This window comes from Bradyrhizobium yuanmingense, assembly GCF_029167105.1.
Lineage (GTDB): Bacteria > Pseudomonadota > Alphaproteobacteria > Rhizobiales > Xanthobacteraceae > Bradyrhizobium > Bradyrhizobium yuanmingense_A.
The window spans coordinates 172,481-189,482 of record NZ_JARFML010000013.1 but is presented as its reverse complement, the minus strand read 5'-3'; the positions used below and the strand labels follow the sequence as shown (position 1 = coordinate 189,482).

Here is a 17,002-nt window from a genome sequence, read left to right as displayed (position 1 = left end):
GGAGATACGATGACAAAACGCTCTGGAAATTCGAGCTACTCACGACGCGACGCGCTGCGCGTAATGGCCATCGGCGGGGCAGCCAGCCTGCTCGCGCCCAACCTGCTCGGCAAGCCGGCTTACGGCCAGACTCGTCGGGAAAAGCCGACTGGCCGCATCATCGTCGGGCTTTCCCAGGAGCCCACAATCTTCAATCCCCTGATGGTGAAGATCGAGGTCGACGATGGCGTTCATTTCTCCGTCTTCGATGCCCTGTTCCGCGTCGATCCCAAGGGCGTCATCCAGCCGAATCTCGCCGCGGAGGTCCCGAGCCAGAAGAACGGCGGTATCTCGGAGGACGGCCTTAAATGGCGAGTCCGCCTGCGCGACAACGTTCGCTGGCACGACGGCGCTCCCTTCACGGCCGAGGATGTCAAATTCACCCTCGAGCTCATCACCAACCCAAAATTCCGCAGTTGGCGCACCGCGGGTCATTCCCTCGTCCGCGACATCACGGTGGTATCGCCACAGGAGATCACTTGGCGCATGGAAGAGGCCTTCGCGCCCTACCTGTCGTTCCTGACCGAAACCTTCATCGTCCCCAAGCATATCCTGGAGAAGGAGGCGGACCCGAACACAGCCGCCTTCAATCAAGCTCCGGTCGGCACCGGTGCTTTCAAATGGGGCAAACGCGTAGCAGGCGACCATCTGGAGCTTGTCGCCAATCCCGACTATTTCGGCGAAGGTCCCTACATCAATCAACTGGTCTTCAAGTACATCCCTGATCTCACAGTCCTCTACACTCAATTCAAGAGTGGCGACATCGACCTCGTCGGTCAGGCTTACATCACGCCTGACAATTACCAGGAGGCCCGCAAGCTGCCGGACCGTGTGGTGACGCTGGTGCCGAGGTCCTCGGTCGAGACGATCTATTTCAACCTCGAGCGGCCGCAGTTCAAAGAGCTTGCGGTCCGCCAGGCGATCTATGCCGCCATCGACAGGAAAGCGATCCTCGAAGGGCTCTATTATGGTGTGCCGAACGCCACGGAAACCTTCATGCCGCGGCAATCGTTCTATCATAATCCGAACTTGCCGGTTCAGGAGTTCAGCCTGAAGCAGGCGCGAGAGATCCTGGATAAGGCGGGCTGGCTACCGGGGCGCGACGGTATCCGCGCCAAGGATGGGGTGCGTCTGTCCTTCGCGAATTCGGCGACATCAGGCGACCATCTGCGCGAGCAGGTTCAGCAATTCCTCAAGCAGTCACTGGCCGAGATCGGCATCGAGATGACGATATCGAACTTGCCCTCAGCGGTGATCTTCGGCGATTTCTGGGTCAAGTCGCAATTCGATACGATGTTCGCGGGCATCACCTATCTGATCGGCGCCGATCCGGACGTGACGAATCGATTTCATTCGCGGGCAATTGCTGCGAAAGGCGGTCGTGGCTCGAACACCGCTCAGTATGCTAATCCGGAAGTCGATGCCCTTCTCGATAAGGGCGCCCGCTCCTTCGATCCCGATGAGCGGCGTGCGATCTACCACAAGGTCCAGGAACTGGTCCGTCGCGACCTGCCCTTCATGCCGCTGTACCAGAGCACGTCCGTCCATGGGTGCAAGAGCGCGATTCGAGGCGTGATACCGAACCCCAACACCCGCACAGAATCGTGGAATGCCGCGAGCTGGTATCGGACGGCTTGAGCACGGCGGCCGCCGCTCAACTTTCGGGAAGGCCGGCGGCCATCCAATGGCACTATCACGTTACTGAGGGCCAAATGCGCGCATTCCTGCTCAGCCGTCTTTCGCAGAGCCTCGTGCTGCTGGTGATCGTTTCGATGATCGGCTTCGTCATCCTGAGCATCAGCCCGGGCGGCCCCCTGTCGCAACAGGGGCTCGATCCAGGGATGACACAGGCGGATATCGCCCGCATCAAGGAGCAGCTCGGGCTCAACCGGCCGCTGTGGATCCAGTATCTCGATTGGGCGTGGCGCCTCGTTCAGGGTGATTGGGGCCATTCCTTCCGCGGCGGCACGCCGGTGCTGACGGTCATCGGCCGGCACGTCTTTGCCACGCTCCTTCTCATGGGCACATCGACGATGATCGCGATAGCGGTCGGCACCTGGATCGGCATTCGTGGCGCCACGCACCGTTATTCCCTGTTCGATTATCTGGCGACCGCCGGAGCCATGGTCGCACTGTCGATTCCTACCTTCTGGTTCGGGCTCGTCGGGATCTACATCTTCTCGCTGCGGCTGGGCTGGTTGCCTGCGGGCAACATGTACACGATCGGCGACGGCTCGGCGCTGAACTATCTGCATCACCTCATCCTGCCGAGCATCGTGCTGTCGCTGGTCCATGTGGCGGTCTGGAGCCGCTACATGCGGACGGCAACGCTCGACGCCATCAGCCAGGATTTCGTGAAGACGGCGCGCGCCAAAGGCGTGAGCGAGCGCCGGGTCTTGATGAAGCATGTCGTCGGTAACGCGCTCCTGCCGATGATCACGCTGGCCGGAGTGCAGTTGCCCAGCATTCTGACCGGCGCATTGGTGACCGAGACCGTCTTTACCTGGCCGGGAATGGGACGCCTGTTTCTGGACAGCCTCAACTACAGCGACTACCCGGTCGTGATGGGGCTGCTGATGTTCTCCGCCGTCCTGGTCATTCTCGGAAACCTGATTGCCGACATCGTCGTCGCTATTGTCGACCCGCGCATACGTCTGGCTTGAATCCGCAACGCCCTGCAAGGAGCCGACCGTTATGACCGCTCTCGCCGTAAGCACAGCGCCAAGCCGATGGTGGCACAGCCGCGCGGCATACCGCTTCATGAACCATCGCCTGGCGCTGCTGGGTCTGGCAATGATCACGCTGCTGACGCTGGCATGCGTCGTGGGCCCGTATCTGCTGCCATATGACTCTCTCAACATTGACTTGCGCGCACGCTTCGCTCCTCCGATGACCGGAAATCATTATCTTGGCACCGATCCGCTCGGACGTGACCTGGCGGCTCGACTGCTGATGGCAGGACGGATCTCGCTGCTGGTGGGATTTTCGGCGATGCTGATATCGATCGTGATCGGAGCACTGGTCGGCGTGGTCGCAGGATATCGCGGCGGCTGGATCAGCGCAGTCCTGATGCGGACGGTCGATGGGTTCCTGTCCTTTCCGTCGATCTTTCTCGTGCTGGCCCTGGCTGCAGCTTTGCGGCCGAGCCCCCTCATGATCACGGTTATCATTGCGCTCACGAAATGGATGGAAGTTGCCCGCATCGTCGAGACCGAGGTTCGCTCGCTACGCGAACGCGAGTTTGTCCAGGCCAGTCGAATGCTCGGCTTGAGCGGAACGCATATCATGTTTAGGGAGATCTTGCCCAACGCCATGGGCCCGATCATCGTCGCCGCCAGTTTGACGGTTGCCCGCGCGATCCTTCTCGAAGCCTATATCAGCTTTCTAGGTTATGGGATTCAGCCGCCGCTGCCGAGCTGGGGCAACATGCTCAACGGCGCCCAGCAATATCTGGCGAGCGCTCCATGGCTCGCCATCATTCCCGGCGCCGCGATTACGATCGCAGTGACGAGCTTTAACTTCATCGGCGATGGCTTGCGCGATGCCCTCGATGTTCGAAACGACCACATCTGATCAGCTCGCGCCAAGCCGCGGCTTGAGCACGGCAGGATATGAGAAAAGCAAACTAACTCCCTCGGAACGCTTGCTACTTCCGGCGATGCAGCGCGCTGCGGCGTTTCGGTTTTTGCTGTCGCGCCTTTGGGACTTATATCTGCCCCGCAAAGCTACGCTCTTAAAGCCACACGATCCGGGTCACTTCGAGCGCATGTTGCGTATGCTACGTGGAGAAATCCCCATGATGATCGCCGAAATGGCGCCCTAGCGACGATTGGGGGTAAGTATGACGCCGACTTTCGAACTCCGCGCCGCGGCAGCTCTGACGGCCCGCCTTCGAACGGCGTCTTGGCGCGCCCGCCGCTGACCGCAGATTGGCCGCCTCGAGCCACGAACAATGAAATTCTATGCCGAACTTTGCTCCAGTCCAATTGTGTAATGCTGTCTGGTGCAACGTACAGTGCGGACGATGCGAGGATCAGGTGGCCCTCACCGTCAATCAGGTCCTGGCGACAAGTACCGCGAGCAAGAGAAACGTCGACCAATGATGAAGCCCGCAGCCTACAAGGCCGGAGATCGCGACGATCGAGCCGCGGTGCTGGTTCCGTTCGCCAAGTCGCATCTGGAAGGCGCCCTGAAGCTCTCGCAGGAAATGTCCTGGCCCTATCGGCTCGAAGATTGGGATGTCGCGCTACAGCTGGGCCAAGGCTTTGTTCTGGAGCGCGCTGGGACGGTGATCGGGACCGCGGCATGGTGGCCGTATGGCGAGACCCGTGCTTCCGCTGGTATGATCATCGTCGCGAAGACTGCTCAGGGCCGTGGCTATGGGGCCCGGCTCATGGATGCGTTGTTGACGTCCGCGCGTCCACGAAGCATTGCGCTGAATTCGACCGCCGAAGGCCAGGCGCTTTACCAGCGGCGCGGTTTCGTCCCCGTCGGGGTCATCCACCAGCATCAGGGACTTCCCAGAGGACGCCATGAGCCGCCGCCGGGGCTCGTCAGGCCGATGGCTGCCTCGGATTTCGAGGCGATCATGCGACTCGATCGCGACGCTACGGGCTTGGAGAGACGACACATGCTCGAAAAGCTGCTCAAAAGCGGTGATGGCTATGTCCTGCAGCGCGACGGCACGGCCCGCGGCTACGCCATTTCCCGGCTGTTCGGCCGCGGGCATGTCATCGGTCCTGTCGTCGCCGAAACCGCGACCGATGCGCAGGCGCTGATCGAGGCTGCGCTCGCGCGGCTCGGCAGTGTTTTTGTCCGCATCGACACCTCTGCCACATCGCAACTCGGGGATTGGCTTGAAGGCATCGGCCTGGAGCAGGTCGGCGATGCCACCACCATGATCCTGGGCACGCCGGCGCTATCGCGCGGGCCGGCGCGCGTGTTTGCGATTCCCAATCAGTCGTTCGGCTAGGAGACATCGACGTGCGACGCGAGGAGACGAGCGGGGCGGATCACCAGAACGGCGAGGCGGCCGCAACGATCGGCACATTGGCAACGCCGGCACTCCTGCTCGACGAGCATCGGCTCGATCGCAATCTCACCCGCCTGTCCTCCCGCATGGCCGAGCGGGGCGTCGTGCTGCGTCCTCACATGAAAACCGCGAAATCGATTGATGTGGCCCGGCGCGCCTATCCGTCCGGATCGGGGCCGATTACTGTCTCTACCCTGGCCGAAGCCGATTACTTCGCGCGGCACGGTTTTCGCGACATGACTTATGCGGTGGGTCTGGCGCCCCACACAGCTGAAAGAGCGATGCGTCTGCGCAAAGCAGGCGTTGACCTTAAAGTACTGCTCGATTCGCCGGAGCAGGCAAGAATGCTCGGCGCCGCCGGTCGTGCCGCTGGTGTGACACCGACCGCGTTCATCGAGATCGACTGCGATGGTCACCGCGGCGGGTTGACCGCGAACAATCCAAAGCTCATTGCTGTCGCGGTCGCGCTAGGCGAGGCCGGCGTCAAGCTTGCCGGCGTTCTTACCCATGCCGGCGAATCCTACAGCCTCTTCACGCCCGAGGCTCTCGTCACGGCCGCGGAGAATGAGAGAGCGGTGGCGGTTGCCGCCGCGGAGGCCTTGCGGGCAGCCGGGCACCAATGCCCAATTGTGAGCGTCGGCTCGACGCCGACAGCGCATTTCGCCGAAGACCTGACCGGCGTCACAGAAATGCGGGCGGGCGTCTACATGTTCTTCGACTTGGTCATGCACGGTGTTGGTGTCTGTACGACGGAGGACATCGCCATCTCGGTGCTCGCTACCGTGATCGGCACCAAGTCTGAGAAGGGTTGGATTTTGGTCGATGCGGGCTGGATGGCGCTCTCGCGCGACCGCGGCACCGCGGCGCAGCGGGTCGACCAGGGATATGGTCTGGTCTGTGACGTGGCCGGCAAGGTCTATCCGGACCTGATCGTTTCGCAAGCGAGCCAGGAGCACGGCATCCTCGCCATCAGGCCCGGGTCGTCGGGCGCTTTGCCCGATCTTCCGATCGGCGCGAAGGTCAGGATTCTCCCCAATCACGCCTGTGCGACGGCCTCGCAACACGAGTTGTACAACGTCGTGTCCGCCGGCAGCGAGGCGATCGAAGCGCGATGGCCCCGGATGCGCGGCTGGTAGGCCGCCGAAAGGATCGCTTCCAATGACCTCGCCTCTTCGACACCTGACGGAAGCTGGCCTCCTCGGAAAATTTTACATCGACGGAGAATGGCGGAAGCCGATCGGATCAGTCGCGGCAACAGCAACCGTGGTCAATCCGGCGACGGAGCAGCCGATTGCTGACGTCGCGCTCGGCGATGACGATGACGTGGACTGCGCCGTCGCAGCCGCCAGACGAGCCTTCGCCGGCTGGTCCGCGACACGGCCCGCTGAGAGAGCGGCGCTGCTCGACCGGATTCGCGCTTTGCTTCTTGAGCGCCTGGAGCTGTTCGCGCAGGCGCTTACCTGCGAGATGGGAGCTGCGATTAGCTACGCGCGTCGCGCTCAGGTGCCGTTGGCCGCCGAACATATCCGCGTCGCCCGCGAAAATCTCGCGAATTATCCTTTCCTCGCCGCGCGCGGCAGCACCGCGATTATGCGCGAGCCAATCGGCGTCTGCGGCCTTATAACGCCATGGAATTGGCCTCTCTATCAAATCACAGCCAAGGTCGGTCCGGCGCTCGCAGCAGGCTGTACGGTAGTGTTAAAGCCGAGTGAGCTGTCGCCGCTGAGCGCTTTGCTATTCGCGGAGTTGATGGACAATGCGGATTGTCCGCCCGGCGTCTTTAACCTCGTCAATGGGACAGGTCCGATCGTTGGCGCCGCTCTGGCGTCGCATCCAGAGGTCGACATGATCTCGATCACCGGCTCGACGCGGGCCGGCGTTCTCGTTGCGCAAGCGGCGGCGCCCACCGTCAAGCGCGTTGCCCAGGAGCTCGGCGGCAAGTCGCCGAATATCATCTTGCCGGACGCCGATCTCAGCCGTGCTGTTCCGCTCGGCGTCGGCGCCGCCTTCCGCAATCTCGGCCAATCCTGCAGCGCACCGGCGCGTATGCTCGTGTCTCGCTCGCACATGGAAGAAGTCGAGACTTTGGCGGCAGCGGCCGCTTCAGAAATGGTGGTCGGCGATCCCCTTGCGGAAAGAACGACTCATGGTCCGATTGCGAACCGTCCACAATTCGAGCGAGTCCAGGCCATGATCGGTGTCGGCCTGGAAGAAGGCGCCAAGCTCGTCATCGGCGGGCCCGGGCGGCCCGGCGATCTTCGGATTGGCTTCTATGCGCGGCCGACCATCTTCTCGAACGTCCGTCCCGACATGAGGATCGCGCAGGAGGAGATATTCGGCCCGGTGCTGTCGATCATTTCCTACGACACCGTGGACGAGGCGATCGCGATCGCCAATGACACTGTCTACGGCCTCGGCGCGCACGTGCAGGGCACCGATATGGAGACGGTACGGGCGGTCGCCCATCAGATTCAGTCGGGCCAAGTGCATCTCAATTATCCCGACTGGGACCCCAACGCACCTTTTGGCGGCTACAAGCGCTCCGGGAACGGCCGCGAATACGGCATCGAGGGCATGGAGGAGTATCTCGAGACGAAGGCCGTCCTCGGATTTTACCGATGAATGCTGGCAACATCTGCTTGGCACCGCGCAAAACTGGTCTGCGCTGCGATCGGCCGGTTATTTGATGATGCGTCTTCACCCCCGAAGAACGTTCCGGCCGTCGTTCACAACGCAATGGAGCGCGCCTGCCGCCGCAACAACATCCTGTCCCGCGCCGAAGGCGCCGACACGATCTATAACCGCATTCCGACCTGGGGACCGTATCCGGACGTCCCCCCAAAGCTATGCTGCAATCCTTCCGGCAAATCACGGCCAGGTATTGCAGTCCAAGACCTGGAGATCGCCGTTTGCGGAGGCGAGGAAGAAGAAACTTCTAAGCATCTGCTGAACTCCGCCAGAAGCGGGTTCTCACGCTGCACAGGTTGAACAACTGGTCCAAACATCCATTTCCGCCAACTCAGCGCTCAGCGACTAGATGGAAATTATATATGTCAGTTCAAAGTACGAGAGGTTCCGCCAAAACGGTGGCGTTCATCCATACGGTTTCCGGCGTCGTTTCCGAGTTCGAGGGCCTCGCCAAAAAACATTTGCCCGATTGGAAGCCGTTCGCGATCCTCGACGAGAGCCTCTTGAGAAACACCATTGAGTGCGGGTCGCTCTCCGATTTGACGAAACGGAGGCTCGCGACCTACGTATGGTCGGCAGCCGACGCCGGGGCAGATGCGGTTGTCGTCACATGCTCGACTCTCGGACCGGCAGTCGATGCCATTGTGGCGCTCTGCCCTGTGCCGCTGTTCCGTATTGATGAAGGTATGGCCAAAGCCGCTGTAGAGCTTGGAAACCGCATAGGCGTCCTAGCGACCTTATCCACAACGCTGGTGCCGACAGTGGATTTGCTGAAGCGCCAGGCATGCGAGGCGGGCAAGGCGATAGCGATCGACCATGTGCTTGTTGAGGGAGCGTTTCAACTCCTCGCCGATGGGGACGTCGAAGCCCATGACGCGCAGATCCGTCAAGCTCTCGAAGGGCTGTCGCAGAAGGTTGATGTGGTCGTTTTTGCGCAGGCCTCGATGGCTCGTGCAGTGCGGGGCACGGCCCACAGTCTTCCAGTTCTGACAAGCCCCGTGCTTGGGGTTGAAAACGTGAAACGGCGTTTAGAGCAGCGATAGGGACCAGGTGGGAGAGGCTGCAAATGGTTCGCCATCCTCGAAAACCTTCGATTGCAGCACCTGTAACAAGACTGATTGGGACATGCCAAAGGCCCCTTCGTCGCGCTCATCAAAGGCGACGACATTGGCGTCGACGTTCCGATGCCGCTATTTCGCGTCGCCGACCATCGCGACGCAAACGGGAGTTTCTAAACGCCGTCGAGTGCGATCCAACGGGCGAGCAGTCGCGCCGCCCCCTGCGCCGAACTGGGATTCGATAGCGCTTGAGCAGCTCGTATCAATCAAGCGCTCAAAAACCCGAGCATCTTGCGAAGTTCTAGATGATTTCAGCACATTCTGTTGCGCGCACGATGCGATGAAGGGTTGATCGGAACTTTGCTTCCGCATTCCTGGCAGCCGAGGTTCGGTGGACATGTCGCCCCACGTCGAGCGCATTCACAGCGATGAGCGTCTTCCCGCCGAGGCGGACGTCGTCATCGTCGGCGGCGGCATTCTCGGCTCTACGGCCGCCTACTACCTGGCAAGGCGCGGCCTCTCTGTGGCGCTGCTCGAGAAGGGCCACGTCGCCTGTGAACAATCGAGCCGAAACTGGGGTTGGTGCCGCCAGCAGAACCGCGACCGGCGCGAACTGCCGCTCTCCGTGCTGTCCATGCGGCTGTGGGACGAGCTCACGCGCGATATTAATCGGGACCTCGGATTTCGTCGCTGCGGTCTCGTCTATGCGACCCACGACGAGGCTGTGCTCGCCGGCTGGGAAAAGTGGCGCGAGATCGCCAGGGAGTACGACGTCGACACGCGCGTGCTGAGCCGGGCGGAGGTGGCCGAGCGCGTCCCGGAAGCGCGCGACAAATGGGTGGGCGGGACCTATTCGGAGCGGGACGGCAAGGCCGAACCCGCGCTCGCTGCGCCGGCTATCGCCGAAGCGGCCAGAACTCTGGGCGCCACAATCCACCAAGGATGCGCCGCGCGGGCGCTCGACTTGGCCAACGGCAAGATTGCTGGCGTGCACACGGAGAAGGGCTACATCAGAACCAGCGCGGTGCTGTGCGCCGCCGGCGCCTGGTCCTCGCGCTTCCTTCGGCCGCTCGGCATCAGTTTCCCCCAAGCGAGCATCCGGCAGACCGCGCTGCGTTCTACCCCGACAATTAACATAGGCGAGGCGGTCTCCACACCCTACTGCACCATCACGCGTCGACTGGACGGCAGCTATACGCTTGCGATCAGCGGCAAGGCGAACCTCGAGATTACGCCTCAGGCTATCAGGTATAGCCGGGAATTCATGCCGCAATTCTTGCGTCGCCTGAAGAACGTCAGGCTCGGCGTCGGCCACTCGTTCGTGTCGGGGCCGGATTCAATGTCGGCCCTGCTGACCAACGATGATCGGATCTTCGAACGGAATCGCGTGCTGGATCCTCCGCCCTTGAAATGGCTGGTGAGCCAAGTGGTGGAGAGTGTCCGGAAAACCTTCCCTCAACTCGGCGAAATCAAGATCGATAGCGCCTGGGGCGGCTTCGTCGATTGCACGCCGGACGCGGTGCCTGTGGTGTCGCAGGTGGATGGGGTGAAAGGCCTCGTCCTCGCGGCGGGCTGCTCGGGTCATGGTTTCGGTCTGGGCCCGGGGCTCGGCTATCTGGCCGCAGACCTTGTCGTCAACGACACGCCTTGCGTCGATCCTACACCGTTCCGGCTGTCGCGTCTGGTCGACGGCTCGAAGCTGGACATCTCCGCCATCTGAAGATCGAGCCGGAAGTCGGCAGTTCCGAAGGAGCGTTTCCTCCCCAACTTGAGCCACTCCTTGGGGGTGGATTTTTCTTTAGAAGCGATTTGGATGATCGAGGAGCTTAGCCGAGGGCGCAGCGTTTGGGCCTGGACGAAAGTATCGCCAGCTCGCCGGACGGTGGTTCATGAGCCGGGCGTCTCGTCCAGCGGACGAACGACCGCGCCGGAGTTCATGATATCAGCCGGATCAAAGGCGGTCTTGATCCGGCGCATTGCCGCGATGCGCCCAGGATCGCCGTACCGTTCCAGAAGGTGCTTCTTGAACCGCCCGACGCCGTGCTCCGCGCTGAACGTGCCGCCGAGCGCCGCGGCCGTGTCGTAGAGTTGCAGCGACAGGCTGCCTTCGATCCGCTTGGTGAACTCCAGCCGGTCGACATTGGGAGGAACGAGCACGTTGTAGTGCAGATTGCCGTCGCCGACATGGCCGTAGACGGACAGCTCAAGGTTGGCGTCATACGATCGCACCTGCGCGCCGGCCAGATCCAGGAAGCGCCGAATGGAGGAAAGCGGTACCGAGATGTCGTGTTTGACTGATCCGCTCCGGCGCTTCTCGCCCTCGGGGATGGTCTCGCGGAGCCGCCACATCGCGGTCCGCTGCGATCCGCTCTGGGCCAGCAATGCGTCGTCGAGCCATCCGGCCTCGATCGCCTCGGCCAGCACGGCTTCCATCAATTCGTCGAGATCGAGATGGCGTGAGGAAGAGGCGAACTCGACGAGGACAGCGCCTGCTGGGCCGGCCCCAAGGCTGGGCGGATCGGTCATTGCATCGGTCGCAAGTGCGATCGATCGGGCCGCCATGAATTCGAATGCGGTCAGCAGATCCGCGGATTCGCGGCGGACCAGAGCGAGAAGCTCGGCAAGCGGCGCGCCGCTCGCGAGCTTCAGCCAGGCGGTCGCGCGGCGGGTCGGCAAGGGCGCGAGACGCAACACTGCGCCGGTGACGATGCCGAGCGTCCCCTCGCTTCCGACGAAGCACTGTTTGACGTCGTAGCCGGTGTTGTTCTTCCGCAGCTTGCGCATGTCGGAGACCACCGTGCCGTCCGCTAGCACCGTCTCGATTCCGAGCAGCAGATCGCGCGTCATCCCGTACCTGACCACCGACAGCCCGCCGGCGTTGGTGCCGATGTTGCCGCCTATCCGGCAACTCCCTTCCGCGCCGAGACTGAGCGGCAGCAGAAGCCCGGCGGCCGCCGCGGCGTCCTGTATGTTCTTAAGGATGGCGCCGGCATCGACAGAGATGCTCATGGAGACGGGATCAACCTCGCGAATCCTGTCCATCCGCTCGAGACTCACGACAATCTGGGTTCCGGACGCGTCGGGCGTCGCACTCCCGCAATAGCTGGTGTTGCCGCCTTGCGGAACGATTCCGATCCCGTAGTGCGCCGCCAGCCGTACGACGTCAGCGACTTGCTGCGTCGTGGCCGGCTTCAGCACAGCAAACGTCGATCCCGTGAAGAGCTGGCGTTGATCCGTTGTGTAGGCGGCGATTCGCTCTGGGTTCTCAACAACGCCCCCGCTGTCCAGAAGGTCACGAAAGGCCCGAACGTGTACTGACTGGGACAATGTTTCAGCTCCCGATTGGCACTGAATCATCTTTGCGCGTTTGTGCGGCATTGCTTGCCGTTCGGGGGCGCTTCCGACGAAGCCAATGCCGAATTGCTACGATTGTCGGCAGCTTGCACCGCGCGTCGAACCCCTTCATGAGGCCTTTGGGACTTCAGAGGAGCAATTGATGGCGTTACGGATCGCGGCTTGATGCTCGAAATGGAGCGCCGCCCGTTCGCCCGGTTGATACCGGTAGCCAAGTCCGTGGGTTGCCCTGTGCTGAAATGAAGAACGGCTCGTACTTCAACGGGGATTGACTGACACTCTCTCAGCCACACCCTTGTCCATCAAACTAGTCAAAGCCCAAGGCGGATATCGCACAGCGCATCGCAAGCCGCTTGAGGTCGAAGCAGCGGTAGTCCACGTCGTGGCTAGTCCTCGTTGGGGGGCGAAATCCGGTTCGTTACAAATCGACACTGCCTTTTGGGTTGTGGTTCCACCACAATGGCGCCAATGCGCAGCGAATGATCCAGCGTGGAGGCGTCTCATTTTCTCGGATGGATTAGGGAGAACGCGATGTCTGTATCTTGAACTCTTTAATCAGCGGGTCCCAGGTTCGAGCCCTGGTGCGCCCACCACCCTTAAGAGGTTGGCCCGCAAGGGCTTTTTTCATTCCATCAAAAGAAAAGACCGAGTGTTGTGCGACGCTTTTGGTGGTCGCATGTCGCACAACGTGCGACGTCTCAGATAATCGGGGAATTATCACATCGAGCTCAGACGGTCCTTGTTTGCGGATGGCTGGGAGAGATGGAGCGTACGCCTCGCCTAGGAAGGCGGAAATCGTCGGGTTGATTGCGTGCTACAACGCCTCCACCGGATTGACGAGACTCTACCGGTGTCCGTTCAGCCCTTCATCCCTTCCTTTCGAACCTGCAATTCAAGCCAGTCGATACCGGAGTCGGCACGAGCCGCATTGCGGGCGCGGTAGTGCTTCACGATGGTCTGCGCGCTTCGGTATGAATTCAGCCGTGTGCTGAGTTGTGGCGCCTCTTTGATGTCGACAAGTTCACCAGTCCTGCTTTGCCGGAAGGCGTGCCGGCCCTCGACGTCGCTCTCGTTGCGCATAGCTAAACGGTCAGTCTGGCGCTGCCCGGTAAACAACGCCAGATGAAAGCGACTTGCCGGGAATGTTGGGTATCGTCTGCTGAAAGTGCGGCGTAACCGTTTCGCCGATACCACGGGCGGCGGCAGGTGTCGCCATGGCGACGGCAATGGCAGCATAGGCTGCACTTAGGATGAATCGCATTTTCATGGTCGTGTTCTCCTTCGGTCGCATGGAGGTGCTGATGCTGTTTTCCGAAAGTGGCCTGCTCACCTGCCAACCACAGTCTTGATTGAGTCGACGAATACCCAGAACGAGGCGGCGAACAGGCCGACATCCTTCGAAAGAAACTGACCCGGCGCGACGGTGATCGCGGGCGCCCCGAGCTCCGGCACGACGACTCCCGGCGTCGAGAGCATGAAGCTCGAGCACGATCGCCGTCGGGCCGATCGGTCAGACCCTCTCGGCTGACGGCCAGCCGACCGGTGAGGGCGGCAACGCGCTCGAGCAGTCCTTTCTCCGCTTTGCCGACGATCTGGTGTGGTGGGTGGAGGCCGGCAAGGCACAGCGGCAGCGCAAGGCGCCACCGTACTGAGTGCGACGTAGGGAGATGCAGGATCTTTGCGACTAACTCCGAGCCCGTTCGGGTCCATGTCCAAAGACGTGGCTGGATCAAGGCGTTGGGCTTCGCGCTACTTGGGCAGCTGGCATGTTGGTTCCGGCCGGAGCACGAGGCCTCGTGCAGTTGCCGGATTGGCTTGCATTCTCGCGGATGCTTGGCTGCGCGATTGGCGGCTACATTATCCCACCATACGGAATGTGAAAACAACATCGCGCCACGGCTATCAAAACGACGTCGGATATGTCTCCAGCGGCGGGCGGTATTGCACATATTTGATATATCATGTATCAGAGTTCGCGGATATTTGCTTGAGGTCTGCGAGACGCATGACGAAGCTCATCTTCGGAGTGGTGGCGGACGATCTGACGGGCGGCATGGAAACGGCCGCCATGCTGATCGCTGCCGGAATCGAATGCGGATTTGTCACCGACCCCGATCTCGTCGGCAGCTGCGGCGATGTGCCGGCTATCGTGGTCGCGCAGAAGACGCGGGTGATCCCCGCGAACAAAGCCGTCGGTATGACCGCGAAGGCGGCACGGGCGCTGCTCGCGCGGGACGTCAGGCAAATCTTCTTCAAATATTGTGCGACGTTCGATTCCACCGACCAGGGAAATATCGGTCCGGTCTCCGACCTGCTGATGCAGCTGACCAGCGCCGAATACACCGCCTTCTGCCCGGCTTCTCCCGCCCTTCGAAGGACCGTCTATAACGGTCATCTGTTTCTCGGGACCGAGCTGATCTCGGACTCGCCGAAACGCAATGACCCGCTGACACCCATGACCGATCCCGATCTCGTGCGGGTTCTGCAGCGCCAGACGCGGGCCAAGGTTGGCCTTCTGGCGCACTCGCAGGTCGACGCCGGCGCGGACTCGGCCGGACGCGTGATCGCGGAAGCGGCGGCTCGGGGTATCCGCTACTTCATTGCAGATGCGATTTACGATCGGGATCTCAATACGCTTGCCACGCTCACTTGCGATTGGAAGCTGATGACGGGCAACGCGACGATCGTGCAGCACTACCCGGACATCTGGAAGGCGCGCGGGCTCGTCGCCGCCGACAGGAGGCCGCCCAGTCTGCGCGCGGTTGGCGGCGGCGGCGTGGTCCTCGCCGGGAGTTGCGCTGAGCGGACGTTGGAGCAACTTGCTGAATTCGAGAAGAGCCATCCCTTGCTTCGCATCAATCTTCTGAACGCTGAAGATGTGGCGGCGACGGTTGGCGATGCGCTCGACTGGGCGCGGCCGCGGCTGGGCCGCGGTCCCGTTGGCTTCGCCACCTCGGGCGCTCCGGAGGCCGTTAAAATGGCTCAGCAGCGGTACGGCCGAGAAGGCGCGGCGGAACTCGCCGAAACCATTCTTGGTCGGCTTGCTGTCTCTCTTCGCGGTGTCGGCGTGCGGCGCTTCGTCGTGGCCGGTGGCGAAACGTCTGGTTCGATCGTCGAACAGCTCGGGATTCGGCGCTTGCGGGTCGGTCCCTATGGCGGGCCCGGCATCGGCACTGCGGTGACCGAAGACGAGGATCCGGTGGCCCTCTGCCTGAAGTCCGGCAAGCTGGGCCCTGTCGACCTGTTCGCGACGACTCTCGAAGCGATGTTGAATCCGGAGGCGGTGAATTGAACGAACGCGAACTTAGGCAATCCGTGCTGGAGACTGTAGCGCGCCTGGAAGCCAAGGGCTTCAATCACGGCAGCAGCGGAAATGTCAGCGCTCGCATCGGAGAAGACATTCTCATTACACCGACGGGCGGCAATAGCGGCAATACGACGATCGACGATCTCGTCCGTTTGAAGCGCGATGGAACGGTGGTTGGAGACGGCTTGCCCTCGAGTGAATGGCACATGCATCTGGCGATCCTCAACGCCTATCCGCATGTCAACGCGGTCGTGCACAGCCATGCCGACTGCTGCGTCGCGCTGTCCTGCCTCGCAAGGCCGATTCCAGCATTCCACTACATGGTCGCCAGTTTTGGTGGAAATGATGTGCCTTGCGCACCTTACGCAACATTCGGCACCAGGGCTCTCGCCGAGGGCTCCGTCGCCGCGCTGAAACAGCGCAAGGCCTGTCTGCTCGCGAACCACGGGATGATTGCCGTGGGCAAAGGGCTGCAGGCGGCGTTCGACCTCACCGTGAAGCTCGAAACCCTTGCCCGCCAGTATCTGCTCGCCTGTCAGGCCGGCGAACCCGCGATCCTAGCCGATGACGAAATGGCGCGAGTGGTCGAGCGCTACGGCAGTTACGGCCGCGCCGCTTTGCCGGCCTGAGAAGGACAGCTTCATGGAGATCACCGGCAAGACCAAGATCATGTTCGTGCTCGCCGACCCGATCGATCATGTGCGGGCGAGTGCGGTGATGAATGCCTATTTCGGATCGATCGGCGACGACCTGGCGGTGTCGCCGATCCACGTCCTGCCCGGCGATCTCGGCCACGTCGTTGCAAGCATCAGGCTGATGCGCAACGTCTTCGGCTTCGGCGTCACGATCCCGCACAAGACCTGCGTGACCGAGCATCTGGATGACATGACGGAGGCGGCACGGCGCATCGGCGCGGTCAACTTCGTCAAGCGAACGGCCGAAGGAAGTCTCGTTGGCGACAATCTGGACGCGAGGGGATTCATCGTCAGCCTCGCTCAGCATGACGTCGCGGTTCGGGATCGGAAGGTGCTCCAGGTCGGTGCTGGTGGCGCGGGACGTGCAACTGCATTCGGCTTGGCGGAGGCCGGCGCCCGCGAACTCATGATCATGAACCGGGATAAGGAGAAAGCTCGCGCGCTTGCGGCCGCCGTGGCTGCGCATTATCCCGCGACGAAGGTCAGCGCCGGTCGCGCGGAGGCACGCGCATTCGATCTCATCGTCAATACGACGTCGCTCGGCATGAAACCGGACGACCCGCTTCCGCTGGATATCGAAGGCGTCGGTCCCGACGCCACCGTCAGCGACATCATCGTCCATCCTGCCGTCACGCGGCTTCTCGCAAGGGCGGCTGCGCAGGGCGCAAAGGTCATCGGCGGAAAGCCGATGCTCGATGCGCAGATGGCCCTTGTCGCCGGGTTCATCGCGCGATAGCCTGATATATCAAATATTATATCGAAGCGAAGCCGTGCCGGCGGCTTTGGATTGGGTGCAAGGGTCGCCCGCATCGAGGCAGACAGAAGGAAG

The 17,002-nt window shown here is 61.9% G+C and carries 17 protein-coding genes and 1 pseudogene; 14 read left to right on the top strand and 4 right to left on the bottom strand.

Translation table 11 applies throughout. The features are described 5' to 3' along the window. The first annotated feature begins 9 nt into the window (after window positions 1-9). The 10 genes from P0R31_RS19130 to P0R31_RS19085 all read left to right on the top strand — a co-directional run bounded on the left by P0R31_RS19130 (window position 10) and on the right by P0R31_RS19085 (window position 10,537). Window positions 10-1,677: a peptide ABC transporter substrate-binding protein gene (locus tag P0R31_RS19130; protein ID WP_275515503.1), complete on the top strand. Its 1,668-nt coding sequence runs from the start codon at window positions 10-12 to the stop codon at window positions 1,675-1,677. 74 nt (window positions 1,678-1,751) lie between these two features. After that, window positions 1,752-2,702: an ABC transporter permease gene (locus P0R31_RS19125; protein ID WP_128263188.1), complete on the top strand. Its 951-nt coding sequence runs from the start codon at window positions 1,752-1,754 to the stop codon at window positions 2,700-2,702. A 31-nt stretch (window positions 2,703-2,733) separates the two neighbouring features. Continuing rightward, a complete protein-coding gene (locus P0R31_RS19120; RefSeq protein WP_128263189.1) occupies window positions 2,734-3,612 on the top strand; it encodes an ABC transporter permease in 879 nt (292 codons plus the stop codon). Continuing rightward, a complete protein-coding gene (locus P0R31_RS19115) occupies window positions 3,590-3,862 on the top strand; it encodes a hypothetical protein (RefSeq protein ID WP_275515502.1) in 273 nt (90 codons plus the stop codon). Before P0R31_RS19120 ends, P0R31_RS19115 begins: the two co-directional genes overlap by 23 nt. Window positions 3,863-4,138: 276 nt before the next feature. Next, window positions 4,139-5,011: a GNAT family N-acetyltransferase gene (locus P0R31_RS19110; RefSeq protein ID WP_275515501.1), complete on the top strand. Its 873-nt coding sequence runs from the start codon at window positions 4,139-4,141 to the stop codon at window positions 5,009-5,011. An 11-nt stretch (window positions 5,012-5,022) separates the two neighbouring features. After that, window positions 5,023-6,207 carry an alanine racemase gene (locus tag P0R31_RS19105; RefSeq protein WP_275515500.1) on the top strand — a complete coding sequence of 395 codons (1,185 nt, stop codon included), beginning with the start codon at window positions 5,023-5,025 and terminating at the stop codon, window positions 6,205-6,207. A gap of 22 nt (window positions 6,208-6,229) precedes the next feature. Continuing rightward, window positions 6,230-7,693 (top strand): aldehyde dehydrogenase family protein, encoded by a 1,464-nt coding sequence (locus P0R31_RS19100; protein WP_275515499.1) that lies wholly within the window; start codon window positions 6,230-6,232, stop codon window positions 7,691-7,693. Beyond that, window positions 7,694-8,059: a hypothetical protein gene (locus P0R31_RS40875; protein ID WP_343299327.1), complete on the top strand. Its 366-nt coding sequence runs from the start codon at window positions 7,694-7,696 to the stop codon at window positions 8,057-8,059. It abuts the gene before it with no gap. 62 nt (window positions 8,060-8,121) lie between these two features. Continuing rightward, on the top strand, window positions 8,122-8,802 hold the full coding sequence (locus P0R31_RS19090; RefSeq protein WP_271543961.1) for an aspartate/glutamate racemase family protein: 681 nt from the start codon (window positions 8,122-8,124) through the stop codon (window positions 8,800-8,802). Window positions 8,803-9,214: 412 nt separating this feature from the next. Next, window positions 9,215-10,537: an NAD(P)/FAD-dependent oxidoreductase gene (locus tag P0R31_RS19085; protein WP_275515583.1), complete on the top strand. Its 1,323-nt coding sequence runs from the start codon at window positions 9,215-9,217 to the stop codon at window positions 10,535-10,537. Between the two features lie 167 nt (window positions 10,538-10,704). Here P0R31_RS19085 and P0R31_RS19080 read toward each other — a convergent pair whose 3' ends face one another. The 4 genes from P0R31_RS19080 to P0R31_RS19065 form a co-directional block, all read right to left on the bottom strand. Further along, on the bottom strand, window positions 10,705-12,195 hold the full coding sequence (locus P0R31_RS19080) for an FAD-binding oxidoreductase (RefSeq protein ID WP_275515497.1): 1,491 nt from the start codon (window positions 12,193-12,195) through the stop codon (window positions 10,705-10,707). Between the two features lie 834 nt (window positions 12,196-13,029). Then, complete coding sequence (locus P0R31_RS19075) at window positions 13,030-13,251, bottom strand: hypothetical protein (protein ID WP_275515496.1); 222 nt, start codon at window positions 13,249-13,251, stop codon at window positions 13,030-13,032. Between the two features lie 10 nt (window positions 13,252-13,261). Further along, window positions 13,262-13,438, bottom strand: a complete 177-nt coding sequence (locus P0R31_RS19070; protein WP_275515492.1) for a hypothetical protein — start codon at window positions 13,436-13,438, stop codon at window positions 13,262-13,264. A gap of 59 nt (window positions 13,439-13,497) precedes the next feature. Then, window positions 13,498-13,647, bottom strand: a complete 150-nt coding sequence (locus P0R31_RS19065) for a hypothetical protein (protein WP_275515490.1) — start codon at window positions 13,645-13,647, stop codon at window positions 13,498-13,500. A 5-nt stretch (window positions 13,648-13,652) separates the two neighbouring features. Between P0R31_RS19065 and P0R31_RS19060 the strand changes: the two are divergent. The 4 genes and pseudogenes from P0R31_RS19060 to P0R31_RS19045 all read left to right on the top strand — a co-directional run. After that, window positions 13,653-13,823 (top strand): annotated as a pseudogene (locus P0R31_RS19060) (NADPH-dependent FMN reductase); the annotation flags it as partial. Between the two features lie 353 nt (window positions 13,824-14,176). Beyond that, a complete protein-coding gene (gene otnK / locus P0R31_RS19055) occupies window positions 14,177-15,463 on the top strand; it encodes a 3-oxo-tetronate kinase (protein ID WP_275515489.1) in 1,287 nt (428 codons plus the stop codon). Beyond that, entirely contained in the window at window positions 15,460-16,107 is a 648-nt protein-coding gene (locus P0R31_RS19050; protein ID WP_275515487.1) for a class II aldolase/adducin family protein, read from the top strand. The genes otnK and P0R31_RS19050 overlap by 4 nt, the downstream gene beginning before the upstream one ends. 13 nt (window positions 16,108-16,120) lie before the next feature. After that, a complete protein-coding gene (locus tag P0R31_RS19045; protein WP_275515486.1) occupies window positions 16,121-16,909 on the top strand; it encodes a shikimate dehydrogenase family protein in 789 nt (262 codons plus the stop codon). Window positions 16,910-17,002 lie beyond the last annotated feature (93 nt).

Excerpts from the sequence above, each read along its gene's own strand:
- P0R31_RS40875 (WP_343299327.1), top strand. The coding sequence starts at position 7,694 with ATGCTGGCAACATCTGCTTGGCACCGCGCAAAACTGGTCTGCGCTGCG.
- P0R31_RS19045 (WP_275515486.1), top strand. The coding sequence starts at position 16,121 with ATGGAGATCACCGGCAAGACCAAGATCATGTTCGTGCTCGCCGACCCG.
- P0R31_RS19090 (WP_271543961.1), top strand. The coding sequence starts at position 8,122 with ATGTCAGTTCAAAGTACGAGAGGTTCCGCCAAAACGGTGGCGTTCATC.
- otnK (WP_275515489.1), top strand. The coding sequence starts at position 14,177 with ATGACGAAGCTCATCTTCGGAGTGGTGGCGGACGATCTGACGGGCGGC.
- P0R31_RS19125 (WP_128263188.1), top strand. The coding sequence starts at position 1,752 with ATGCGCGCATTCCTGCTCAGCCGTCTTTCGCAGAGCCTCGTGCTGCTG.
- P0R31_RS19085 (WP_275515583.1), top strand. The coding sequence starts at position 9,215 with ATGTCGCCCCACGTCGAGCGCATTCACAGCGATGAGCGTCTTCCCGCC.
- P0R31_RS19070 (WP_275515492.1), bottom strand. The coding sequence starts at position 13,438 with ATGAAAATGCGATTCATCCTAAGTGCAGCCTATGCTGCCATTGCCGTC.
- P0R31_RS19100 (WP_275515499.1), top strand. The coding sequence starts at position 6,230 with ATGACCTCGCCTCTTCGACACCTGACGGAAGCTGGCCTCCTCGGAAAA.
- P0R31_RS19075 (WP_275515496.1), bottom strand. The coding sequence starts at position 13,251 with ATGCGCAACGAGAGCGACGTCGAGGGCCGGCACGCCTTCCGGCAAAGC.
- P0R31_RS19120 (WP_128263189.1), top strand. The coding sequence starts at position 2,734 with ATGACCGCTCTCGCCGTAAGCACAGCGCCAAGCCGATGGTGGCACAGC.
- P0R31_RS19080 (WP_275515497.1), bottom strand. The coding sequence starts at position 12,195 with ATGCCGCACAAACGCGCAAAGATGATTCAGTGCCAATCGGGAGCTGAA.
- P0R31_RS19130 (WP_275515503.1), top strand. The coding sequence starts at position 10 with ATGACAAAACGCTCTGGAAATTCGAGCTACTCACGACGCGACGCGCTG.
- P0R31_RS19065 (WP_275515490.1), bottom strand. The coding sequence starts at position 13,647 with ATGCTCTCGACGCCGGGAGTCGTCGTGCCGGAGCTCGGGGCGCCCGCG.
- P0R31_RS19110 (WP_275515501.1), top strand. The coding sequence starts at position 4,139 with ATGATGAAGCCCGCAGCCTACAAGGCCGGAGATCGCGACGATCGAGCC.
- P0R31_RS19115 (WP_275515502.1), top strand. The coding sequence starts at position 3,590 with ATGTTCGAAACGACCACATCTGATCAGCTCGCGCCAAGCCGCGGCTTG.